This is a genomic window from Nocardia sp. NPDC049220 (assembly GCF_040647855.1).
Classification (GTDB): domain Bacteria; phylum Actinomycetota; class Actinomycetes; order Mycobacteriales; family Mycobacteriaceae; genus Nocardia.
On record NZ_JBEZDA010000002.1, the window covers coordinates 86,005 to 109,788 of the forward strand.

The 23,784-nt window shown below is 67.1% G+C and carries 18 protein-coding genes; 11 read left to right on the top strand and 7 right to left on the bottom strand.

The window, feature by feature from the left end; translation table 11 throughout:
- The first annotated feature begins 426 nt into the window (after window positions 1–426).
- The 4 genes from AB0C34_RS07785 to AB0C34_RS07800 all read left to right on the top strand — a co-directional run bounded on the left by AB0C34_RS07785 (window position 427) and on the right by AB0C34_RS07800 (window position 4,326).
- On the top strand, window positions 427–1,338 hold the full coding sequence (locus tag AB0C34_RS07785; protein WP_357068692.1) for a DMT family transporter: 912 nt from the start codon (window positions 427–429) through the stop codon (window positions 1,336–1,338).
- 81 nt (window positions 1,339–1,419) lie between these two features.
- On the top strand, window positions 1,420–1,959 hold the full coding sequence (locus tag AB0C34_RS07790; RefSeq protein WP_357068694.1) for a nuclear transport factor 2 family protein: 540 nt from the start codon (window positions 1,420–1,422) through the stop codon (window positions 1,957–1,959).
- Window positions 1,911–2,579, top strand: coding sequence for a class I SAM-dependent methyltransferase (locus tag AB0C34_RS07795; protein ID WP_357068696.1), 669 nt, complete (start codon window positions 1,911–1,913; stop codon window positions 2,577–2,579). The genes AB0C34_RS07790 and AB0C34_RS07795 overlap by 49 nt, the downstream gene beginning before the upstream one ends.
- A 622-nt stretch (window positions 2,580–3,201) precedes the next feature.
- Entirely contained in the window at window positions 3,202–4,326 is a 1,125-nt protein-coding gene (locus AB0C34_RS07800; protein WP_357068698.1) for a nitronate monooxygenase family protein, read from the top strand.
- A gap of 324 nt (window positions 4,327–4,650) precedes the next feature.
- Here the strand turns inward: AB0C34_RS07800 and AB0C34_RS07805 are convergent, their stop codons facing one another.
- Window positions 4,651–5,427 carry a GntR family transcriptional regulator gene (locus AB0C34_RS07805; protein WP_357068699.1) on the bottom strand — a complete coding sequence of 259 codons (777 nt, stop codon included), beginning with the start codon at window positions 5,425–5,427 and terminating at the stop codon, window positions 4,651–4,653.
- A 145-nt stretch (window positions 5,428–5,572) separates the two neighbouring features.
- Window positions 5,573–6,172 carry a GDSL-type esterase/lipase family protein gene (locus AB0C34_RS07810; protein ID WP_357068701.1) on the bottom strand — a complete coding sequence of 200 codons (600 nt, stop codon included), beginning with the start codon at window positions 6,170–6,172 and terminating at the stop codon, window positions 5,573–5,575.
- Window positions 6,173–6,251: 79 nt separating this feature from the next.
- On the opposite strand from AB0C34_RS07810, the gene AB0C34_RS07815 reads away from it, so the two are divergent.
- Together AB0C34_RS07815 and AB0C34_RS07820 are read left to right on the top strand one after the other, a co-directional pair.
- Window positions 6,252–7,040, top strand: a complete 789-nt coding sequence (locus tag AB0C34_RS07815) for a 2OG-Fe(II) oxygenase (protein WP_357068703.1) — start codon at window positions 6,252–6,254, stop codon at window positions 7,038–7,040.
- Complete coding sequence (locus AB0C34_RS07820; RefSeq protein ID WP_357068705.1) at window positions 7,027–7,803, top strand: SDR family oxidoreductase; 777 nt, start codon at window positions 7,027–7,029, stop codon at window positions 7,801–7,803. Before AB0C34_RS07815 ends, AB0C34_RS07820 begins: the two co-directional genes overlap by 14 nt.
- 12 nt (window positions 7,804–7,815) lie before the next feature.
- On the opposite strand, the gene AB0C34_RS07825 is transcribed toward AB0C34_RS07820, so the two are convergent.
- Window positions 7,816–8,673 carry an SDR family NAD(P)-dependent oxidoreductase gene (locus AB0C34_RS07825; protein WP_357068707.1) on the bottom strand — a complete coding sequence of 286 codons (858 nt, stop codon included), beginning with the start codon at window positions 8,671–8,673 and terminating at the stop codon, window positions 7,816–7,818.
- A gap of 209 nt (window positions 8,674–8,882) precedes the next feature.
- On the opposite strand from AB0C34_RS07825, the gene AB0C34_RS07830 reads away from it, so the two are divergent.
- The gene (locus tag AB0C34_RS07830; RefSeq protein ID WP_357068709.1) at window positions 8,883–11,255 is read left to right on the top strand and encodes a flippase-like domain-containing protein; all 2,373 of its coding nucleotides are present in this window, start codon (window positions 8,883–8,885) and stop codon (window positions 11,253–11,255) included.
- On the opposite strand, the gene AB0C34_RS07835 is transcribed toward AB0C34_RS07830, so the two are convergent.
- Window positions 11,252–11,944 carry a methyltransferase domain-containing protein gene (locus AB0C34_RS07835; protein WP_357068710.1) on the bottom strand — a complete coding sequence of 231 codons (693 nt, stop codon included), beginning with the start codon at window positions 11,942–11,944 and terminating at the stop codon, window positions 11,252–11,254. The two genes, AB0C34_RS07830 and AB0C34_RS07835, sit on opposite strands and share 4 nt — an antisense overlap.
- A 98-nt stretch (window positions 11,945–12,042) precedes the next feature.
- On the opposite strand from AB0C34_RS07835, the gene AB0C34_RS07840 reads away from it, so the two are divergent.
- Window positions 12,043–12,633 (top strand): TetR/AcrR family transcriptional regulator, encoded by a 591-nt coding sequence (locus AB0C34_RS07840; protein ID WP_357068712.1) that lies wholly within the window; start codon window positions 12,043–12,045, stop codon window positions 12,631–12,633.
- Between the two features lie 103 nt (window positions 12,634–12,736).
- Here the strand turns inward: AB0C34_RS07840 and AB0C34_RS07845 are convergent, their stop codons facing one another.
- The 3 genes from AB0C34_RS07845 to AB0C34_RS07855 all read right to left on the bottom strand — a co-directional run bounded on the left by AB0C34_RS07845 (window position 12,737) and on the right by AB0C34_RS07855 (window position 16,468).
- Window positions 12,737–13,342, bottom strand: coding sequence for a cysteine hydrolase (locus AB0C34_RS07845; protein WP_357068714.1), 606 nt, complete (start codon window positions 13,340–13,342; stop codon window positions 12,737–12,739).
- 67 nt (window positions 13,343–13,409) lie between these two features.
- On the bottom strand, window positions 13,410–14,981 hold the full coding sequence (gene fadD5 / locus AB0C34_RS07850; protein WP_357068716.1) for a fatty-acid--CoA ligase FadD5: 1,572 nt from the start codon (window positions 14,979–14,981) through the stop codon (window positions 13,410–13,412).
- Window positions 14,982–15,475: 494 nt separating this feature from the next.
- The gene (locus AB0C34_RS07855) at window positions 15,476–16,468 is read right to left on the bottom strand and encodes an MBL fold metallo-hydrolase (protein WP_357068718.1); all 993 of its coding nucleotides are present in this window, start codon (window positions 16,466–16,468) and stop codon (window positions 15,476–15,478) included.
- Window positions 16,469–16,597: 129 nt separating this feature from the next.
- Here AB0C34_RS07855 and AB0C34_RS07860 point away from each other — a divergent pair, with 129 nt between their 5' ends.
- Genes AB0C34_RS07860 through AB0C34_RS07870 form a run of 3 tightly spaced genes read left to right on the top strand, consistent with a single transcriptional unit; the run spans window position 16,598 to window position 23,726 of the window.
- On the top strand, window positions 16,598–16,894 hold the full coding sequence (locus AB0C34_RS07860) for an acyl carrier protein (protein WP_357068719.1): 297 nt from the start codon (window positions 16,598–16,600) through the stop codon (window positions 16,892–16,894).
- The gene (locus AB0C34_RS07865) at window positions 16,891–21,993 is read left to right on the top strand and encodes a type I polyketide synthase (protein WP_357068721.1); all 5,103 of its coding nucleotides are present in this window, start codon (window positions 16,891–16,893) and stop codon (window positions 21,991–21,993) included. Before AB0C34_RS07860 ends, AB0C34_RS07865 begins: the two co-directional genes overlap by 4 nt.
- On the top strand, window positions 21,990–23,726 hold the full coding sequence (locus tag AB0C34_RS07870) for a fatty acyl-AMP ligase (protein WP_357068723.1): 1,737 nt from the start codon (window positions 21,990–21,992) through the stop codon (window positions 23,724–23,726). The genes AB0C34_RS07865 and AB0C34_RS07870 overlap by 4 nt, the downstream gene beginning before the upstream one ends.
- Window positions 23,727–23,784 lie beyond the last annotated feature (58 nt).

The window sequence follows — 23,784 nt, forward strand, 5'->3', positions numbered from 1 at the left end:
CTGCGATCAACGACCTCCCGGTTGCCGACCGTCGGAATTCCGAGTTCTAGCTTCCATTTCCAGCTAGTCGGTTCTGAGCTCGGCCGGTTCAGTTAGACATCGTTCGACCTGAACCGCAGCCAGCTCGGGCCGCTCGGCCGCCACACCCCGCACCTCGTACTCCAACCTGGTCCGGCCACTTCCCCTCGGAAAGGCCTGAGCCATGCACAGTCTATGGCTACTGAATATGGCTTGGGCAGCCCCCATATCACTACGCTCGAGCGATCGAACGAGGGGTCGGGGCGCACAAGTGGCCTCCTTGCCGCCGGGAACTGGATCTGTCGGATCATCCGATCATCTGGCTAAGCTCCGGGACGTCGAAAGCGAGCGGAGCATGTCAGAGAGCAAGAGCGTCCCCGTCTTGGCGCACCGATCGGCGGTCGCGCGATGACGCGACGCGGGTGGGCGCTGTTCCTCGCGATGGGTGTGATCTGGGGTCTGCCCTACGCGATGATCCGGATCGCGGTTGCGGATCTGGACCCGATCGTCGTCGCGTTCGGACGGACGCTGATCGGCGGGCTGATCTTGTTGCCGATCGCGCTGTATACCAAGACACTTGGCCCGGTATTCCGCCGCTGGCGGCCGCTACTGCTCTACACCCTGGCGGAGATCACCGGTCCGTGGGTCCTCATCGGGTACGCGGAAACCACATTGAACAGTTCGACCGTCGGGCTGCTGATCGCCGCCGTCCCCTTGATCGCGGTAGTGATCGTGACCGTGCTGGGCCACGACAGATTCGACGCGCGCCGAATAGTCGGCCTGATGATCGGCTTCGGCGGCGTCGCGACGCTCATCGGGATGGACATCGACCTGTCCAATCCCGCGGCCATCGGCGCGATCGGGCTGACGACGATTGGATACGCGGTCGGCCCGATCGTCATCAACCGCGCGCTGGCCGACCTCCCACCAATGGGTGTGGTGACCGCCTCGCTGCTGCTCGCCGCTGCGATCTACGCCCCGTTCGCGAGCTGGCGGTGGCCGACGCGCATCACCGCCGACTCGGGTTGGTCGGTGCTCGGCCTCGCCATACTCTGCACGGCGGTCGCCTTTCTGTTCTTCTTCGCGCTGATCTCCGAGGTGGGCCCGGCCCGCGCCACCGTCGTCGCCTATATCAATCCGGGGGTGGCTATGCTGCTCGGCATCGTGGCGCTCGACGAGCCGATGACCGCGGGTATGGCGATCGGCTTTCCGTTGGTCATCCTGGGCTCGATTCTCGGCACCGCCCGCAGCCGCGACACGACCACATCGCACGTGGTCCCCGCCGCGCCGGAGGCCATTGCCGGATTACCCGAGAGGTAATCGCGCTGCGGCGCATCCCGTGCTGAGAATGAGAACGTGCCGCCCGACCGCCGTGGCGCTCTCATTAGGAAGGACCCGCCGATGTCTGCGCTCCCGCCACAACCCACCCGTGTGGTCGTCGAGGATTTGTTGCGTCGGATCGGTTCCGGTGATCCAGAGGCTATCGCGCAGTTGTACGCCGAACACACAGACTGGAAACTGGACTGGCCGTGCGCCGAACACGGTCGCGCGGCAACACCGTGGATTCGGCACCGCTCGACCAGGGCCGATGCGGCAGCGCACTTCCGCGCGATCGCCGAGCACCATGTGCCGGAGGAGGCGGCGACGCACGTCGAGCGCGTTCTGGTCGACGGCGACGACGCGGTAGTGCTCGGCGAGATCCGGCAGACCGCACGCCGCACCGGACGCGCGTACCGCGCACGCTTCGCCCTGCGTCTCACGGTGCAGAACGGCCTGATCACCCGCCATCACGTGTACGAGGACAGCCTGTCCGTCGCCCAGGCATTCGACCCGGCAGCGGGCGATGAGGTAATACCGGGCACAGGGTGCGGGACTGCACATACCCTGCCAGGGTGCAGGATTCCACCGATCATTCCGCAGCGACAGAACTCGCTGATATAACGACCACCCGCGCCGGCTATGACGGCGTCGCTCAGCTGTATGCGGATCTTTTCAAGCACAACCTCGAAAGTCGAGCTCTCGACCGGGCGATGCTCGCCGCATTCGCCGAATCGGTGGCCGATCTGAGTTCCGGCCCGGTGGCCGATCTCGGTTGCGGCCCAGGACAGGTAGCCGCGCACCTCGCAACACTGGGTGCGGAGGTCTTCGGGATCGATCTCTCGGCACGCATGGTCGCGCTCGCTCGCGCGGAATTTCCACACCTTTCCTTCGACCAGGGTTCGATGGAGCGGCTATCGATCGACGATGGCGCCCTCGGCGGGATAGTCGCCTGGTATTCCCTGATCCACCTTCCGCCTGATCGCGTGCCGATGGTGTTTCGCGAGTTCCATCGAGTGCTCGCCGACCATGGTCACGTGCTGCTGGCATTTCAAACCGCCGACCTGCCCGACACGGTGGAAGCCTTCGACCACAAAGTGGCTCGCGCCTATCGGTGGGCGCCCAAGCGCCTCGCGCGGTTGCTCACCGATGCCGGGTTCACCGTGATCGCCCGCATGGTCCGCGAGCCGCGTCCTGACGAACGGTTCGGCCAGGCATTCCTGCTGGCGTCAAAGGTCCGGTGATTCACCGAACACGCTGGGTCCGGTCCGGGTAGCGCGCCGACTTCGTCCAACGGACCTACGAAATCCTTTGGGCCACACCATCATCGTTACGACCTTTCGCAAACTTCCGGGAGCCCTGCTCGGCGCACCTCGGCTGGTGTGGACATAGGACGGGATATCCAACTCGACCATCACCTCCGGCGCCCACGACGATCGGCCGAATCGCGCGAAGGGTCCGCCGGCATGCGCACATCCGGGCAGGTGACTTGCTGACCCACGCGCCGCAATGGCAGTTATTTCTACACTCGCCGGCGACGAGCGGCCACTGCCGCGCTGATCGGCCCCTTAGGCCCCGGGTGGGGCGCCAGCGACCTGTCGTTCGACCGCGCAGCCACCTGATCGCGGCGCGGCCGATCGCCCGGTATGGCACGCGAATATCCCCGACTAAACTAGAACGTGTTACCGTCAATGCACGGTGTCGCAACCAGTCGAAGAGGCCGGGGCCGCATTATGGCGATATCTGCGGCTTGCGGCCGATTCGACGTGCAGTGACCACCGCGGATGAGGCAGTATTTATGTAACTCGTTCTACGACATTTGCGCCGCGCCGTTCGCGGCGGAGCAGCGAGGGAGACCAGCACGCTATGCGAACTGAAATCTGCGAACGGCTCGGGATCGAATTTCCCCTCTTCGCGTTCACCCATTGCCGCGACGTGGCGGCCGCGGTCAGCAACGCCGGCGGGCTCGGCGTGCTAGGCGCGGTCGGCTTCGCCGCCGAAGAACTCGAGGTCGAACTCACCTGGCTCGACGAGCACGTTCCGGGCGTCTACGGCGTGGACCTGGTGATTCCGTCCAAGTACGAGGGCAAGGGGATCGACGGCCTGACCCCCGAGCAGTTAGAGGCCAAGCTGGCCGAGATGGTCCCACAGGGACACCGCGACTTTGCCGAGAAGATCCTCGCCGATCATGGTGTTCCACATTTGCCCGAGGGCGAACGGCACAGCCAGCTCCTCGGCTGGACCGCGACCACCGCGGGCCCGCAGGTGGAAGTGATCCTGCGGCATCCGAAGGCGAAGCTGGTGGCCAACGCACTCGGCACCCCGCCCGCGGAGGTGATCAGGCAGGTGCAGGCCTCCGGCAGGCTGATCGGCGCGCTGTGCGGCTCGGTCAAGCACGCGCTCGACCACAAGAACGCGGGCTTGGACTTCGTGGTCTGTCAGGGCACCGAAGGCGGCGGACACTGCGGCGAGATCTCGTCACTCGTGTTGTGGCCGCAGGTGATCGACGCCGTCGGCGATCTCCCGGTGCTCGCGGCGGGTGGCATCGGCAACGGTCGGCAGGTGGCCGCCGCGCTGGCGATGGGCGCCGCGGGCGCCTGGACCGGATCCCTGTGGCTGACCGTCGAGGAGGCGAATGTGCCACCCGCACAGATGCAGACCTATATCGAAGCAAGCAGTCACGACACCGTGCGTTCTCGCGCGTGGACCGGCAAGCCCGCCCGCATGCTGCGCAACGACTGGACCGACGCCTGGGAGCGGGCCGACACCCCCGACCCCCTACCGATGCCGCTACAGATGATGGTCGCGCTGGATGGCGTCAAACGCGGACACAGCTACCCGGAGGCCGCCAAGGACGTCAATTTCAATCCGGTCGGCCAGATCGTCGGCATGATGAATCGGGTGGAACGCTCCGCTGACGTGGTGAACCGACTGGTGGAGGAGTACGTCGAGGCCTGCGACCGCCTCGACAAGCTCAACGGCGGGCGCTGACCACCCGGAAATTCGGCCACGACCTCGGGTCGATCGCGCTGCCCCCCAGAAAAACTCGCGCATCGCGGTCGGTCCATTCGCCGCGTCGCGAACACACATGGCAAACCGAGGCATAACCGAACCCGGCTGTGACCAGATCGCATTCTCGGCGGCGCCGACCAGGTCGGTAGTTCGGCAACGCAGACGCCACGAGAGGGTTATTTGTCTGAGACAATAAACGCCCACATCCGCGCCGGCAGCCGATATAAGGCCCGAACCAACGAGTAAGACTCAGCACATGAACCATTCGCGACTCAGACGGTTCGTGCAGTGTACGAAACCCCGCTACGCCGTGGCGGCGTGCACCGCTCCGGACTGCTCTGCTACCGCACCGATGATCTCCTCGAACCGCAGAACGACCTTCTCGTGATACGTCCCGAGCAGGTCTTCGAACAGAGCGATCTGCGCGTCGGATGGTCCGGAGCCGGAGTCCCACACCGCGGCAAGTGCCCGCCACACCAACACGTGCAGATCCGGGGCGCCGGCGAAGTACGCCTCGACCGCTTCCGGCACCTCGAGCACCATCGCACCGATCGAATTCAAGATCGCCCGCTGCATGGTGCGGCCGAGCGCGGAGAGCAGCCTACGCACCAGTGCGACCTCGATGGCGAGAATCTGCGAAAAGTCCGGATCATCCTGGCGGGCCAGAGTTTCGAGCTCGTCGATCGATGCCTTCAGCTCGGCCGCATCGGCCTTGTGCGCGCTGCCGGTATACGCGAGTAGCGTCTCGAGCACCAGAGTGCGCTCGACCTCGACGATGTCGCGGAACATCTCGATCGCGAGATCCGGCATCGGGATCGAGAACCGGAACAGTTGGCGATATACCTCGACGCCGCCCGTCCGACGGACATCACGAATCGTAAATCCCTTGCCGCGCTCAGCCTCGGCGAAGCCGTACGACTCCAGCCGGCCTAAAGTCAGCTGTGCGGTAGCACGATTCATGTCGAATTCCTCGGCGACCTGACGCACCGACGGCATGAGATCTCCCGGCTGATATTCCCCCGCGGCAACCCGGCGCGCCAGCTCATCGGCAACGTCGGCGACCACCGTCTGGGATCCCATCGAAGTCACCTTTCGACTGCTCTCGTACACGTCCCAGACAGTCTAAGGCCTACCGAGGGGTACCGCACCTCTCCCATCGGGCGCCACGTCGCGCGCCTGGACATCGAGGCGTAGCCACACGCCCGCCCCACGGTTACCGAAATGGTCAGTGCGACAACCAGTCCCGCCACTGCGGTGCTATCAGCGCGGTGATCTCGTCGTAGCCCGCCGCGCCAGGATGCGCCCCATCACCGGCGCGCACCTCGGCCATCCACCGTCCGTTCTCGCGCAGTTGCTGGTGTACGCGCACATACGGAACACCGGTCAACGCGCAGGTCCGGGCTAATCGCTCATCGAGCGCGGCGGTGCGGATATTGTGGTCGGCGTCGTCGATCGGGGGCGGGGCGACCATCAACACCCGCCAACCACGCTCGCCGGCCTGTTCGAGCAACTTCGCCGCGGTGGCCACCGACTCATCGGGGTCCACCCGCGGACGGCCGTTGTCTTGCATCGCGTCATTCACGCCGAACGACAGCACGATTCGCGCATCAACGCCCTCGGGAAGCCGGGGGCCGCACTCGGCGAGCCACCGGCCACGGACCTCAGCCGAGGTCTGTCGACGAACGCCGAGGTTGTAGGCAGTGAGCGGCATGCCCTCCGCGTGCGACATGGCTGCGAGACGACCCGGCCAGCCGAGGCATCGAGGGTCGCCGACACCGGCGACGAACGAATCTCCGACGAAACACACACGGACGTCCGCGTTCATCCTGCGATCGTCGCACGGATTACGGCCTATCCGGGCCGGGCAATATGATCGCCGAGAGTTCGACCGGGAGGGAGTGAACGTGACAGCCGAGCCGGCGCTCGCGACACCAGCCATTCCGCAGTGGTTCGCGGAGTTGTTCGCCCACCGGCGCTGGGTCCGCCGCACCCAACCGTTTCCGCATGTGTACGCACGCGATGTCTTCGTCCCCGAGTTCTATCAACGGCTGACCGACGAACTGGACCGGGTGCGCGACCATCCCGCGCTGTTCGGGTCGATCGCCGAGGGATACAGCGCGGACGGGGTCCGGCTGGCCGAGGTGCGCGACGGTCCCCTCGCGGTATTCACCTCACGCGAGTGGCATGACTTGATCGCCAGGGTCGGCGGAGTCGACGCGACCGGCGATGTCGAGGGATCCGTACACCACCACTCCCCGGGTAGCCCGTTCGGCTGGCCGCACAACGATCTGAATCCGGCCTGGTTCCCCGGAGCAGCACCAGGCGCCGACGAGGTGCGGCTGCCGGACGACACCGTGGATACCAAAACCGGGGATCGAGCCCCGGGCGTGGTGGCACGAGAGACCGTGCGCGCTGTCGCGGTACTGTTCTATTTCGGCAATCCGGGCTGGGCGCCCGGTGACGGCGGCGAGACCGCCCTCTACGATCACGTCGCGGACGCTGGCGCGCTGCCTTCGGTGACTTTGGTACCGCCTCTCGATAATTCGCTCATCCTGTTCGAGGTGACGCCACGCACATGGCACACCTTCGCAGGCAACAACGTCAGGGACCGCAACAGCGTGGTGATGTGGGTCCATCGCGCCAAGGACGATGCCGAGCGACGCTGGGGAGGAGAACAGATTGTCCACTGGTGAACGACGGGTCTGCCTGCTCACCGGGGCAAGCGGCACACTGGGCGATGCCTTCTGCCGTGCCTACTACCGGGATTACGACATCGTCGCCGTGTGCCGCACGCGCACGCCGGCCGCGCCGTCACAGCTGGAATGGTTCGTCGATCCGTTCGCGCCGAAAACTGCGTTACCGGAGAATGATCGGCGCTTGTTCGTAGTGCGTGCCGACCTGACTCAGCCTGGCGAGGTGGAGCGCGTGGTCGACCTCGCGCTCGCCCGGTTCGGCCACGTCGATCTGCTGGTGAACAACGCCGCGCAGGTTCGGCTGCACCCGCGCGGCATCGTCGACGGGGACGCCGCACTGGAGCAGTTCGATCCGCATTTCATGCTCAATGTTGGTGTGCCGCTGCATCTTTCGGCACGTCTCGCCCAGCGTTGCTGGCTGCACCGCGGCGCGGAGAACCGCGCACGCAACCGCAATATCGTCAACGTCTCCAGTATTTCCGGCTCGGAAGTGTATCCCGGACAGACCGTGTACTCGGCGTCGAAAGCCGCACTCAACCAGGTGACCCGCAGTGTCGCCGCCGAGTTCGCCGAGTTCGGCGTCCGTGCCAATGCCATCGCACCCAATAGTTTTCCCGCCCTGGTGTCCACTGAGCGGGTCGCGCAGGCGATCGTCGAATTGGACGCGAGCACCGTGTCCGGTGGTGTGTACGGGGTCGGCGTCGAGCCGGACGCAGCGTCGGGGAGCCGGAGCGTCCGACTCCCCGACGCCATGCCCACCTGAGCGCAACGCCTGCTATCCGGTCGAACCGATGCCGGTGACCGTTTCGGACAGCGTCCACAGACGCTGCGCGAGATCGGCGTCGATCGCCTGTTTGTTACGCGGCGGTTCCAGGTCGAAACGGTGGAAGTATTGCCCGTTGATCGCCGCGGCGTTCGCGGCGGTGGCCAAGTGCACCAACGGCTCGGCGCCCTGGTCGGCGCGCAGGACGAACGGGCGCGACAGTGGTGACCGGATGAGCCTGCCGAGCCCGAATGGGGCGTTGTCGTACACATGGGTGGCGACCGCGCCGGGATGGAACGCCACGGCGGTGAGGTAGGTGTCCGCGGCGCGACGGGCCAACTCTCTGGTGAACAGGATGGTGGCCAGTTTCGTCGCCGCGTATGTGCCGAGTTGGTTGAACGACCCCGCAGGCGCGTTGATCGTATTCAAGTCCAGCCTTGCCATCCGGTAGGTCGTGCTCGCGGTGTTCACCACTCTGGCCCGCGACTGCTGCAAGCGTTCCAGCAGCAGGTTGGTCAGCAGAAACGGCGACAGATGGTTCACCTGGAAAGTCAGCTCGTTGCCGTCGACGGTGATAGTGCGCTCGCGCCAAGCGCCGCCCGCGTTGTTGGCGAGCACGTCGATCCGCGGGTAACGGTCGAGCAGCGCGGCGGCCAGTTCGCGCACCTCGTCGAAGCAGGCGAAATCGGCGATGAACGAGACGCCTGCGACCCGCGCGGCGACCTCGGCCGTGCGTTGCGGCGTCCGCCCGACCACAGCGACGGTGGCGCCACGGTCGGCGAACCGGGCCGCCGCCGCGGCGCCGATGCCGGAACTCGCACCGGTCACCACCACGGTCATCCCGGTCAGATCCGGTTCCTGCAGTGCCATTTATGCCTCCAGAGCATCGGCTACCGACCCGATCGTTATCGGTTCGCCCGTATTCGGCAAGACCACACGCCTATTGCTCGACCAGTCATGGTGGACCCGACACCACTCGCCGGTATGCCCAGAACTCCGCCGCGCCATGAACCGTCGGCTCGCAACGGTAGGTTAGGCGCACCCACGACCGGCGAAAGGCGCGGAGAGGCGGAGGAGACATGCGAGTCGACGGGCGGGAGATCCCGGTCACCGGCAACCTGCTACAGCCGCTGGTCCGGCGGACAAGTGACATCGTCCGCGTCGTCCTCGCGGCGCTGTGGGTCGCGGTCGTCATCGCGGCGTCGCTGATCACCCGGCCGGAATGGCTGGCGCTGGAGCGTTCGGTTTCCAATATCGTCGGGTTCCTCAACCCGGACCAATCGAACCTGGTGTATCTGGTCTACGGCACCGCGATCCTGGCACTGCCGTTCGCCATCCTGATCGAACTGATCATCACCAGGCAATGGAAGCTGTTGGCGGGCTACACCGCGGCCGGTCTGGGAGCCCTGCTGCTGCTGTCCATCACCGGCACGGGGCTGTCCGCGCCGAAGTGGCACCTGCAGGTGCCCGACCGATTGGACACCTTCCTCTCCCAATTCCTCGACGACCCTCGCTGGATCGCGATGCTCGCGGCAGTGCTCACCGTCTCCAGTCCGTGGCTACCCACTCGGCCACGGCGTTGGCTGTGGGTGCTGCTGCTCGCGTTCGCGCCCATCCACCTGGTGGTCAGTACCGTCGTACCCGCACGGGCGATGTTCGGCCTCGCGGTCGGCTGGCTGGTCGGCGCGGTGATCGTGCTCGCGGTCGGCACGCCCGCGCTGGAGGTGCCGCTCGACGCCGCCGTCCGGGTGCTCGCCAAGCGCGGGCATACGGTTACCGGGTTCACGGTGGTGCATCCGGCGGGCCGAGGGCCACTGGTGCTGGCCGCGGCCATCGATGGTCCGGAGCGCGAGTTGATCATCGAGTTGTACGGAAAGAACCAGCGCAGTTTCGGTGCGCTGCGCCAGCTGTGGCGCTGGCTCACCTTCCGCACGAGCGAAACCGCGGCGCTACACGGTTCCATGCACCGCGTCGTCGAGCACCGCGCGCTGATGGCGATCGCGGTGGGCGACCTCGGACTGGCCAGTTGCACCCCGGTCGGGGTCGCGGCACTCTCGCGCGGCTGGGTACTCTTCGCGCACACCAAGCCGCGGGGAACATCGATCACCGAACTGCCCAGCGACGTGCTACCCGAGGTGTGGCAAGCTTTGGACGCACTGCATCGGGGCCAGATGGCACACGGTGACTTACGCCCGACCGATATCCGAATCGAGAACGGCGCCACCATCTTCAGCGGCTTCGGCAGCGCCGAGTTCGGCGCGTCGGACGCTCAGTTGCAGTCGGACATCGCACAGTTACTCGTCTCGACCACCGCGGTCTTCGGCAAGGAATCCGCCGTTCGGGCCGCGATCGACGTCCTCGGCGGACAACGGGTGCTCACCGCGGCGAGTCGACTGACCAAATCCGCCATACCGACCGGGATCCGCAAGGCGATACCGGAATGGAAGGCGGCACTCTCCAGTGCCCGCGAGGAGGTACGCAAGCAAACCGGGCAGGACCGGATCGAGGCCGAGCAGATCACCCGGTTCTCCCGTAACCAGATCATTCAGCTGGTGTTGCTGATCGGACTCGTGTACGTCGCCTATCCGTTCATCAGCGCGGTGCCGACCTTCTTCACCCAACTGAAGACGGCCAACTGGTGGTGGGCGGTGTTCGGGCTGGCGGTCTCGGCACTGACCTATGTCGGTGCGGCGGCTGCCCTGTGGGCCTGTGCCTCCCGTGCCGTCAGCTTCCGGAATCTGCTGATCATGCAGATCGCCAACACCTTCGCCGCGACGACCACACCGGCACGGGTCGGCGGCCTCGCGTTGAGCGTGCGCTTCCTACAGAAGGGCGGTATCGGCGCGGTACGAGCCACCGCCGCGGTGGCGCTACAGCAAGCGGTGCAGGTGATCACACACATCAGCCTGCTCGTCGCATTCAGCATCGCGGCGGGCACCTCGACGGATCTCTCGCACTTCGTCCCCGACGCGACGGTGCTGTATCTGCTGGCCGGTGTCGGCGTAGGAATCGTCGGCACGTTCATGTTCGTACCGAAATTGCGCCGCTGGCTGAACACCTCGGTTCGTCCGCAGTTGCAGGAGGTGCTCGGTGAACTCGTCGACCTCGCGCGTGACCCGAAGAGATTCTCGGTGATCATTCTCGGCTGCGCGGCGATCACCCTGGGGCTCGCGGGCGCGCTGTGGGCCAGCGTGGCGGCGTTCGGCGGTGGCACCACATTCATCACCGTCACCATCGTCACCATGATCGGTGGCACGCTGGCCTCGGCCGCTCCGACCCCCGGCGGGGTCGGAGCGGTCGAGGCCGCGCTGATCGGCGGGTTGGCCGCGTTCGGCCTGCCCGCGGGTGTCGCGGTGCCGTCCGTGCTGCTGTACCGCGTACTCACGTGCTGGCTTCCGGTCTTCTGCGGATGGCCGACCATGCGCTGGCTGGCGGCGAGGAATTTGGTCTAGGGCTTGGCGGCTAGCAGGACACCGGTCGCCGGCCGAACCGCGATGAACTCGACGGACTCGAATCCCGCTGCGCGCAGCATATCTCGATAGCCGCGGATATCGACGGCAGACACCGGGTCACCGAGATCACGCGCGGCGGCGTGCGCGCGGTGCACGGCGACGCGCGCCATGACACGCATGACCGAGCGAAGGATCGGGCCGGTTGGATGGGTGTCGGCGAGTAGCAGTCTGCCACCTGGTCTCAGCACCCGGAACATCTGCGCGACTGCGGCAGGACGATACGCTGCGGGGATGTGGTGCATGGCGAAGGTCGAGGTCACCACATCCACCGAGGTATCGGGCAGCGGGAGTGATTGCGCCGTACCGAGTTCGAACCGGCAGTTCGCCAGTCCACGAGACCGTGCGGTGGCGTAGCCGATCATCTGATCGGACGGATCCACCCCGGTGACGCGCCCGGCCTGGCAAGCCAGGACGCGAGCGAGATCTCCTGGGCCGCATCCGATATCGACGACCGACGCACCGGGCACCGGGCAGGCCAGCCGGGCGAGTCGAGCATTCAGACGGCCGCCACGGCCGAGCAGAAACGCCGCCTTGAGCATCCGATATCGCCGGGGCTGGGTGAGCAAGACGCCGACTTCGGTGGTGTCGTCCAGGGGAGGAATGGAAGGGTGGGGTTCGTTTCCGGTCATGGATTCATGTTCGGGCGACGCCGCCTCGGCGACCAGAGACAATGCGGCGGACACCGTCCGGAACCGGACGGATTCGCGACATTTGTTCGGGAGGTACCTTGTCAGTCGGGCAGTCTGCGGGACGCGGCACCGACCGCCGGGTTCGGCGCACCAGGAACATGCTGCACCAGGCACTGATCGAACTCATGCTCGAACGCGGCTACGACCGGATCACCGTCCGCGACATCCTGATCCGCGCCGACGTCGGGCGGTCCACGTTCTACACGCACTACCGTGACAAGGATGACCTGCTCATGCTGAGCAGCACCGACTACCTGCGCACAGCGGTGTCCGCGACAGCCGCGGACACCGACACCTCCGAACCGCTCGCGCCGGTCCGGACTCTGTTCCGGCTGGCCGCCGACAATCCTGAGGTGTACCGGGCACTACTCGGCCGCAAGAGCGGCGCCGTGCTGCTCCGCACAACCAAGGAGATAGTCGCCGAGATCATCGCCGAACGGCTGCGCGATCAGCTCGACATGTCCGAAGCAGAGTTTTCCGCGATCATGACATTCCTGTCCTGGGGCGTGATCGGACTGCTCGGCGCCATCGCCGAGGCCGACCCGCCGCTCGCGGCCGACGAGGCGTACCAGCGCTTGACCCGACTGGTCGGCCCGGGCCTGACCAACCGGGTTCGATCTGGCGACTGAGTCCGAGGCCGTCGGGCATCAGCTTCTGGTGACAGTCGCGGAGATCTACGGTCACGTCGGTTCGGCGGCGCGCTCAGGGAGTGCGGTCGTTCGCCTGGCCACGTCAGCCTTGCCCGAGCAGCCCCAACGCACGCTCAGCGGTCACGCTGCCCGCTGTGACCAGTTCGAGGTCGGCCAGCGCGGCTTCGTGCGTTCCTGCGCTGGCCGCGGCCACGCAATCGGCCACCGGATGCACGGTGAACCCGAGATCGGTGCCGTGGCGCGCAGTCTGCTCGACGGTGAGGTTGGTCGCGACCCCGGTAACGAACAGTGTCCGGATGCCCTGGTCGGTCAACCACTCCGGAAGCTTGCTCCCGGCCAGCCCGGACAGTTTCTGATTGTCGAACACTTCGGTCGGCTGGGCCGCCATCTCCGAAATGATTGCCGTGCCGGATGAATCGGGCCGGAACTCGGTCTGCGCCGCACCTACCGAGCGCATGAAGCCGGTGTTGCGCACGAATTCACCCTCGCCCACCGGAATGGTGAACCGGGTGAAGACCACGGGCACTCCGAGTGCGAGTGCCGCCGCGTGGAACTCGATCGCGCGCGGCATCACGCCGCTGGCCGCCACGGGCGCGGCCAGCATGGGGCCGAAAAAGCCCTCCGGCCGAATGACATTCACCTGCCAGTGCAGGGCGAGCACCGCGGCGCGGACACGTCGAATCGCCATGGGACGACCCTACGCATCCGCGACGACTCCCGTCATTCGATTCACGTGAAACCGACCGCTGTCCCGTTCAGGACGAATACTCCTTGCGCAGTTGTGCTTTCACTACCTTGCCGCTCGCGTTGCGGGGCAGCTCTGGCACCAGCACCAGGCCTTTGGGGTGTTTGTAGCGGGCCAGGTTCTCGTTCAGGAACGGCTCCAACTCGGCGAGAGTCAACTCGTCATCGGGGTTGTGCAGCGCCACAACCGCGACCGGCACCTCGCCCCACTTCTGGTGCGCACGTCCCAGCACGGCGGCCTCCCGGATCTTCGGGTGCGCGAACAGAACATTCTCCACCTCGGCGCAATAGATGTTCTCGCCGCCGGAGATGATCATGTCCTTCTTGCGATCCACCACATAGACGAAGCCCTCCTCGTCCTGACGAACCAAGTCGCCGGAGTGGAACCAGCCGCCCGCGAAGGCCTCCGCGGTCTCCTCCGGCTTGTTCCAGTAGCACTGCATGAGAGTCGGTCCGCGGTAGACGATTTCGCCGACCTCGCCGGGCGCGACGTCGTTCATCTCCTCGTCGACGATGCGTACCTGGATCGTCGGGATGGGTGTGCCGACCGAGCCGATCTTGCGGATCGCGTCCTTGCCCTCCAGCACGCAGGTGACCGGCGACATCTCGGTCTGGCCGAACAGCGCCACGTTGCGCGCGTTCGGGAAGCAGTCGGCCATGGCGCGCAGCACAGTGTCCGACGCGGGCGCGGCTCCCCAGCTCAGCACCTCGAGCGCGAGCGAGCGTTCGCGCACGGTCGGGTGGTCGCAGACCAGCTGCCACTGCGCGGGCACACAGAACGCCGAGGTGGCCCCCTCACGCTCGAGCACGTCCAGGAACTCACCGGCGTCGAAGGCGCCGAGCGGGTGCAACACGGTCTTCGCGCCGAGCTGGAAAGCCGGTGCGAAACTGCCGAGTCCAGCGATATGAAACAGCGGCGAGGTGCACAGTCCGACCGAATCCGGTGTGATCGTGAGGGCCCGGATAGCGGTCAGCGCCTGCGCGTTCATGTTCGCGTGGGTCAGCACCGCGCCCTTCGGGCTGCCTGTGGTGCCCGAGGTGTACATGATCAGGCTCGGGGTGTCCTCGGGGATATCCCGCGGGGTGTGTGGCTCGCCTGCCTCCGCGAGCAGGTCATCGAAACCGGTCACGCCGTCACCGGACTTGCCGCCGATCACCACGCAGGTGGCCAGAGCGGGCGCCTGCGCCCGCACGGCGGTGGCCAGCGGCCGCAACACGGCGTCGGTGACAACCGCTGTGGCGCCGCTGTCGTTCACGATGTAGGCGACCTCGGGTGGCGTGAGCCGGAAGTTGACCGGGACCGCGATGGCGCCGAGCGCGCTGATGCCGACCACCGCCTCGAGGTACTCGGGGTGGTTCAGCGCGAGGATCAGAACGCGATCGCCGAAGCCGATGCCCCGACGGGCGAGTCCGTCGGCGAATTTCTGCGACCGGTCATGCAACTCCCGCCAGGTGGTGTCCACGCCGCGGAACCGCACCGCGACCGCGTCCGGGCGCATCTGCGCATGCACGGCGATCTGGTTGTTCCAGTGGTTTCGCCGCGACCTGATCGGCTCGTCGAGCGCTCCTGCACCGGTGGGCATGCCACGAACTCCTCTCGGACCGTCCCCGAGGTCGCCGGGATATCCGACGACGGCGGCGGACTGGATTGATGCAGAATAGCAACTAACTTATTTGTGCAGCAAGAGATCAGAGGATGATTCGGCGTCAAAGCAAAGTCGCGGTGTGACACCAGCGGTCAGCAAAACTATCGGGAACTGGCGGCCGGTAGGGGAGACACAACGAAACGGTACTTGCCGGACTCTATTCGACCGTTGCGAACCTGGACTCACTTATGAATTCGAATGCGACGCGCGCTCAGTGCCACCATCGCCGCCGGCGGGCGGACCGGCGCGCCCACCGAGCAGTGTGTTCGAGGACGGCGACCTCGACACGGGCATCTGCTCGGTCGAGCCGTGTCAGGGCCCAATCCACGACATTCCGATCTTCGCCGAACTGATCACCCGAATGGTCACCGAGACCGAAAAACTGATCTCCCGTCCACCTCGCCGATCCCGTCGTCGGCCCGGGGTGTCGACTACCCGGCCGCGCGTGCGGTGATCGCCGCGTAGTCGTGGCCGGCGATGAGTTCGATGCCGTCGGGCAGCGCGTGTAGACGGTGGATCGTCGTGAACGCCGCGTCCCGGTCGGCGTCGAACAACTGGCCGGGCATCGGGGCTTTCTCGCGCAGCAGATCGACCTGCAACTTGCTCCAGACGGCATCGCCCGCCAACAGCACCCGGCTGCCGTCGCCAACCGCGAGCAGCACACCGATGCTGCCCGGTGTGTGGCCCGCGAGATCCACCAGCAGCACCGAACCGTCGCCGAACAGGTCCTTGCTGCGCGGAAAACTCAGCACCGGCGGGCCGTCCAACTCGAAGCGGTCGAATACCCGATCCCGCAGTGGGCCACGCGCCACACCGACCGGAGCGTGTGGACCGCTCATCGCCCACTCGTGTTCGACCGCCAGCAACCGGACCTCGACCGACGACGGCAGTTCCAGCAGTCCGGATACATGGTCCCAGTGCAAGTGGGTCGGCACCACGAAGTCGATGTCGGAGCCCGCGATATCACGGGCCGCGAGCGCGTCGGACAGGCCGAGCACCGGCTTGTCCGGCGCGGCGAGCAGCGGGATCGGGAACGGCAGTTCCGGAAGCACCCGGTCGTGTACCCCGGCACACAGCGCGGGATCGACCAGGAAGCGCGCCTTGGGATGCTCGACCAGGAACGCCGCCATCGACAGCGGCATAGCACGCAGGCTGCGCACACCCTCGGCCACGAGGGTCGTCGGCGCCGACATCGTCGCCTGCGTCAGAACGGTGAGGCGGACGGTGGCACTCGCCGACGGTAGCGGCACCACCTCGAGGTTCGCCAGCAGTGCGGTATCGGGGCGGCGCGGGCGTAACAGCCGGCCTGGCGTCACGGCCAGCGCGGCGCAACAGCGCAGCACGGTGGACAGGGTTGGGGCGCGCTCCGCACGGGCCACGGTACCGCTGTCCGGTTCGGTCACCATGCCACCGTAAGTGATCACCGAGCTTCCCGAAAGAGGTGGGCAGGCAGCGGATATGCGCCCTTCGCTCCAGCGGATTTCTCCGGCATAATCGCGTGGGTACCGTTCTCAGTGAGTAACTGCAACCGGGAGACGGGTAGGGAGGACGCGATGCGGCCCAGTTTTCCGGGTGGGCATGGTGGTGCGCAGGAAGCTGACGGTTCGCTCGGCGATCGCCGACGTGCCGTATTGACCTGTGCCGCCGTCATGGCCGTCGCAGATCTACTCGGCGTCGACACCGCAGTCGTGTCGACGAGTTCGCCCTTCACCGATCTCGGCCTGAGTTCCAGCCAATTGGCCAGGCTGACCGCCCATCTCGAAGACGCCATGGGAGTCGAGGTTCCGCTGACCGCGATCTACGACCATCCGGACATCGAACAGCTTGTCGAGTATCTCGCGATGCGATGAGCACCGCGTCCTCTGATTCGGTCGGCCCCCGACCCCCGGTCTCCATCGTCGGTATCGGCTGCCGACTGCCTGGGGCGGCGCGCGTCGCCGACTTCTGGCAGCTGCTGCTCGACGGCCGCGATGCCACCGCCACACCGCCGGCCGGACGGCTCGGCGTCCGGCGCGGTGGCTACCTCGACGATGTCGAATCGTTCGACAACACCTGGTTCGCCATCTCCGATCGGGAGAGCGCGGTCATGGACCCGCAACAGCGGCTCGCCATGGAGGTCGCGGTGGAGGCGCTCGACGACGCCGGGATCGGTTATCGCGCACGCGGTTCCGGTGCCGCAGTCGTGTTCGGAGCCTCGGGCTACGATCATGGCATCACGGTGCTCGGCCAAGCGGGCCACGACGCGCCCTACGCGGTCACCGGTTCCGCACTCAGCATCATCGCCAACCGGTTGTCCTATGTCCTGGATCTGCATGGGCCGAGCCTGGTGCTCGACAGCGCCTGCTCGTCGTCGCTGACCGCGGTAGACCTCGCGGTCCGGCTGCTCGCCGACGGCACGGTGCCGTTCGCGATCGTCGGCGGGGTCAACCTGATGCTGCTGGAACATACGACGAACTATCTGGCCGAGAGCGGTTTCCTGTCCCCTGGCGGACGAGCGACGCCGTTCGACGCCACCGCGGACGGCTACACCCGCGGCGACGGGTGCGCGGTGGTGATCCTGCAGCGCACCGCGGACGCGCTGAGCGAGGGCAACCGGATATACGCGGAGATCGTCGGCACCGCCATCGGATCGGACGGACGCTCGAACGGTCTGTACGCGCCGAACGGCCGCGCGCAGCAAGAGACGCTGCGCACCGCGTGGACGCGCGCTGGACTGGTGCCGGGCGCCGCCCGCTACATCGAATGTCACGGAACCGGAACGACTTTGGGTGACGCGGTGGAGGTCGGCGCACTCGCCGCGGTGCTCGGCGACAACGCCGGGGATCCCCGGTGGATCGGGTCGGTGAAATCCAACATCGGGCATCTCGAGGCAGCCGCCGGGGTCACCGGAATGGTGAAGACCGCGCTGTCCATTTACCACGGTGTGATCGCACCGACCATCCACTTCCGATCCGAGAACCCGCTACTGAAACTTGCCGAACGTGGACTGCGGGTGCCGATCGAACAGGTCGACTGGAGCGACGTGCCCGCGTCACAACGAACGGCGGGCGTCAGTTCGTTCGGATTCGGCGGCACCAACGCGCACGTGGTGCTACGCGGCATCGAGGCGGCGCGGCACGACCGAGGCGAGCAGGCGCCGATGCTGATCCCGCTGACCGCTCGGGACCACGCCGAGTTGCGCGAGCACGCACTGCTGCTCGCCGACGAACTGAGTGGCGCGGACAACGCCACGCAACGGTCGTTACGCGGCTTCGCCTCGGCCACCGCCCGATTGCTTCCCGAGCACACACGCGCCGCAGTCCTGGTACGCGACCGTGCTGACGCGGTAGATCGGCTGCGCGCCCTCGGCCGCGGCGATACCGAGGTAGCGCTCGGCCCAGTGACGAACCGCCGCCGCGGCGGCGTGTTGTTCCTGTTCTCCGGGCAGGGTGGCCAGCATCCGAAAATGGGACGGGCGCTGGCGGCACGGTATCCGGTCTTCGCCCACGCACTCGCCGAGGCCGCCGACGCTGTCGTCGCGGCAGGCGGGCCGCGGATCTGGACTCCGCGGCACGGCTTCGCGCTCACACCGCCCGGCAACGGCGACACACACGCCACCGAACTGGTGCAGCCCGCGCTCTTCGCCTTCCAGGTGGCGCTGGCGAAACTGTTGGCAGCGTGGGGGATCGAGCCGGACGCGGTCGCTGGACACAGCATGGGCGAAATCGCCGCCGCCGCCGTCAGCGGCGCGCTGCCCCTCGCCGACGCGGCCCGCGTGGTAGTGCTGCGCAGCGCCACCCTCGCCCACCTGGACGGGCACGGCGCGATGGCGGTGCTCGAAGCGGCCCCCGAAGAGGCGGCGAAACTCGTCGAACCAATGCACACCGAGGTGGGCATCGCCGCGGTCAACGGCCCCCGGTCGGTGGTCGTGTCCGGCACGCCGCGCTATATCGACACCCTGGTGCGCAGGGCCAACCGCCGCGACATGTTCGCGCACCGGCTCGCGGTCGACTTCGCCGCGCACAGTCCGCAGATCGCCGCGGTGCTCCCGACTTTCGTCGCGGCACTGGACGAACTCACCGCGCGGGCCCCGCGCGTCCCGGTGTACTCGACGGCGCGGCGCGGCGCGAAGATCACCACCGCGGCCATGAACGCCGAATACTGGGCCGACAACACCGCGGGCACGGTGCAACTCGCCGCCGCGATGGAACGCGCGGCGGAGGACGGGATCGCGACCGTACTGGAGATCGCGCCGCATCCGGTGCTGATCTCAGCGGTACGGGAGTATCCGGACTTCCGCGCGGGTGCGCACCCGGTGGCATTCCGCGAGGACGAGGCGAGTGGATTCCTCACATGTCTGGCGCGGTTGTACCTGGAGGGACGACCGGTCAACTGGTCGGCGCTCGGGCCCTTCGGCACACCGCCACCGCGGCAGTGGCGCAAGCGGCGGTTTCCTTTGCTGTTCTCGGCCAGCACACCCACGAGCATCGCCGAAACCACCTTCCCGGCAGACGATCTCACCGACCACGTCGTGCGGGGCGCCGTCACGGTGCCCGCGGCGTTTTGGCTGCACAGGCTGCTTCGGGTGGCCCGCGACTCGACCGCGGCGGCCACGCTCGTCGACTTCGCCGTACACCAGCGCACCGATCCGGGCGCGCTACCGGAGGTCACCTATCGTGGCGACGGAACCGACGCGAATGTGCGGGCGGAGGTCACGGGCACCGGAACGCTGGCTTCGGCCCGGCCCGCCGGTGACCCCACACCCGCGGATATCGTCGCATGGATGCGGGTGGTCGATGCAAATCGGGCGGCCCGACACCGGATGCGGATCATCGCCACCGGCGCTTTCTACGAAGAACTGCGCCGTCGAGGTCTGCAGTACGGTCCGCGTTTCCGTGCGTTGCGCGGCATCGCGACAGGCACCGAGGTGGCTCTCGGCCTGTTCGACGCCGCCGAATTGCACCGCACGGCAACGCTGGACGGCGGCCTGCAGTTACTCGCCGCCGCAGTCATCGATGACCTGCCCGACTCGGCGGTCCCGCTGCCGATCGGCGTGGACTCGGCCTGGCTTTCGGCCGAACCGAACAGGGTTGTGCTCGAGGTGCACGCGCTCATTCGGGAACGTACCGGCACCGGACTGGTCGGCGACGTGATCGGCACCGACCAGCACGGCGTTCCCTGCCTGGTCTTCTCCGGTGTGCGGATCCGCTATGCGGAAAACGGCGTACTGGGCAATCTCGGCACGCATCCGCCGACGGAAGTCGAACCGCCCGCGCCGTTCCGGCAGGAGACGTGGGAGTCACGCGAACCCGAGACACTTCGGTTCGGCGCACCGGAGACGGCCGCGCAGCGTGTGCTGGTGATCGGCGCCTCCGACCTCGCAGTTCGGCTGGCCAGGGCGCTGGACACCGAAGTGCCGACCGAGCGGGTCGCGCGCGAGCCCGACGCCGCGAGTGGGATCGTCACCTCGATCCTCACCGGCGGCGCGCTGCCCACCGCCGTAGTGCTGGTCTGGCCTACGAACACAGCGTCCGACACGAAGGATCCCATCGCTTCGATCGGTCGGGTACTCGATCTGCTACAACGCCTACACGCCGACGAGAGCACCGCGTCCGTAACGATCGTGCTGCCGGAACGCGGTGACGCCGCAACGCCACCCGTGCCCGACGAATCCAGCTCGCGGGCAGCGAGCGAGCGTGCCGCGATCGCCGGCTTGGCACGTTCGTTGCAGCTCGAATCGAGCAGAACGGTGCGGCTGATCTGGGCGGATACCGACCCGAGGAATATCCCCCTGCTGTGCCGCCTGGTGCCATCTACCGACACCGAGGTCCCCGACGAACTGCGCCTGTCCGCCGGCGATATCGCCGTTCGGCGCTTCGCGCCAGCTCGACCGCGCGCGCTGCCCGTCGCCACCATCGACGCGGGCGGAACCTATGTCGTCACGGGCGGGCTCGGGTCGCTCGGCTCGGTCGCCGTGCGCTGGCTACTCGACGCGGGTGCGCACGACGTCGTGGTGCTGACGCGGGCACCCCGCCCGGTGCCCGCGCTGCTGGACGGTCTGGAGGATCGCATCGTGGTGGTTCGCTGCGACGCCGCCGACCGCGACGATCTGGCCAACGCGTTGCACGATATTCGCGAATGCGGCTCGAACATCCGTGGCATCGTGCACGCCGCGGGCGCGTTGGAAGGCGCTGGATTCGACGCGGTCACGATGGGCCAGCTAGCCAGGATGTTCTCGCCGAAGCCGACCGCGGCGGTCAATCTGATCGAGCTCACCGCGACCGATCCGACCGATTTCGTCCTGCTTTTCTCCTCGGCGACGGGCGCGCTCGGTGCGCCGGGTCAAGCCGCCTACGCCGCCGCGAACGCGGCAATGGATTCCTTGGCGGCCAACACTCCGGGTAGGCGCGTTCTCAGCATCGGCTGGGGCGTCTGGGATTCCGGTCTCGCCGCGGCGGCCGGCGGCGCGAGCCATCTGCGGCGGGCGGGCATCACGGCCTACGACCTACGCCGCGGAATGGCCGTGTTGCCCCAGGCCCTGCGCTACGACGGCGGACATCTTCTCGCACTGGACTATGCCCCAACCACCGATCCGTCCCCGGTCTCGGTCCGGTTGGTGAATCTTCTCGGTCCACGCGAAAATTCGATCAGGACGCCGAGTCCTGTCATCGGTGCGAGCGGGCCCGCCCGCACGCCGACGCCACCGGACACCATCGAACCACTGACCACCACCATCCGCCGCGTCCTCGCGAGTACGCTCGATCTGCCCGCCGAACAGATCAACGCCACCGACAACTTCAACGACCTCGGGCTCAGCTCGCTGCTCGCGATCGAGATGCGGCGCAATCTGGAAGCCCGGCTGCGCATTCGGATCTCCACCGCCGAGTTGTTCAAGCACCCGACGATCACCACCCTCGGCGCCGCCCTGTTGGATCGGATCGCCGCGAAAACCAGCGAGGCGCCACCGTGACAGCGACCGACCCGGCCCCCGGCAACATTCTCGCGGAGCGTCTCGCCGAATGGGCCACGACCAGGCCGGACGAGAACGCCTTCACCGAGCTGCGCTTCCGCATGCAGGAACGTGTGCCCCGCACGATGACATACGCGAGCCTGCACGCCGCGGCGGGCACGCTCGCCGGGCGACTGCGGCAAGAAAGCGCGCCCGGCGATCGGGTGGCTATTCTCTGCGCGCACGGCGTCGATTACGCGATTGCCTTTCTCGCCTGTCTGTACAGCAATCGCGTCGCGGTGCCGCTGTTTCCCGCGGCGGGAGCGCGCCATCGAGAACGGCTGCACGCGGTGCTCGCCGACGCCCGGCCCGCACTCACCCTCTTATCGGCGCACGATGACGTCAGCGCCCCGATGCTCGGACAGGCGCTGGGGCAAGCGCTGGTGTTGCCGAGGAACGGTACCGTTCCACCGGCGGATTCGGCCGCGGTGATCGACCCGACGTGCGGCGAACTCGCCTACCTGCAGTACACCTCCGGATCCACCAAGTCACCCGCCGGGGTCCGGGTCACTCACGCGAATCTGGCGACGGCGTTGGCTCAGTTGCGACACGCCCTGTCCGCGGCCAAGGATCGACCGATCGTGACCTGGCTGCCGTTCTTCCACGATATGGGCCTGATCCTGGGCCTTTCACTACCCCTGTCGCTCGGCATTCACGCCGTCACCTTGGCGCCCGCGGAGTTCGTCAAACGTCCGATCCACTGGCTACGTGCGGTCAGCGACTACCGCGCCGGCGTCACTGCTTGCCCCAATTTCGGTCTGGCACTGGCAATTTCGGGAACGACGCCCGAGGAGCGGGTCGGCCTCGACCTGTCCGGGCTGGAGATCCTGATCAACGGCTCCGAGCCGGTCCGCGCCGACGTGCTGGACGAGTTCACCGAGATCTTCGACCCGCACGGCTTCCGCAACCACGCGCACACCCCCGGCTTCGGCCTCGCCGAGGCCACCCTCACCGTCACCATGTGCGATCAGCGGGAAGAGCCGGTGTGGCACCATTTCGACCGGGGCGCACTCGCCGAGGGACGCGTGGTCCCGCTGCCCACGGATATCGCCGGGGCCACGCCCCCAGACGGCGTATCGCTCGTCGGCTGCGGCACACCCGTGGGACAGGTGGTGCGGGTGGTCGACCCGGCCGGCCGGACAGCGCTACCGCCCGGGTACGTCGGCGAGATCTGGGTGGCGGGAGACAATGTGTGCGACGGCTATTTCGGCAGGCCCGACGCCACCGAGGAGACCTTCGGCGCGACCCTGGTCGGTGCTGACGGACGCTGGCTGCGCACCGGCGATCTGGGGTTTCAGCACGAGGGCCAGCTCTACCTGGCAGGACGCCGCAAAGACGTCATCGTCGTCGACGGACGCAACCACTATCCCGCCGACATCGAGGCGACCGTGCAGGCGTGCACCCCGGAGATCCGACCTGGCCATGTGGCGGTGTTCGGGCACGATGACGGTCGGCGGGAAGATCTGGTCGTAGTCGCCGAACTCACCACCGTGGTTGTCGCCGAGCCCGCCGAACTCTCTGTGCTGGCCCGCCGAATCCGGACCGCCATCGCGTCCGCACACGAGGTGATGCCGGGCGCGGTAATGCTGGTGGAGACGGGCCGGATTCCCAAGACCACAAGCGGAAAGCTGCGCCGCGGCGAATGCCGGGCGCGCTATCTCGCGGGCAATCTCCAGCCGGTTGCGATGATCTAACCGACCCGGCGGCCCGTACTGTGCGTCGGTGCCGTTCAGGCGGATGCCGAGCGGGCAA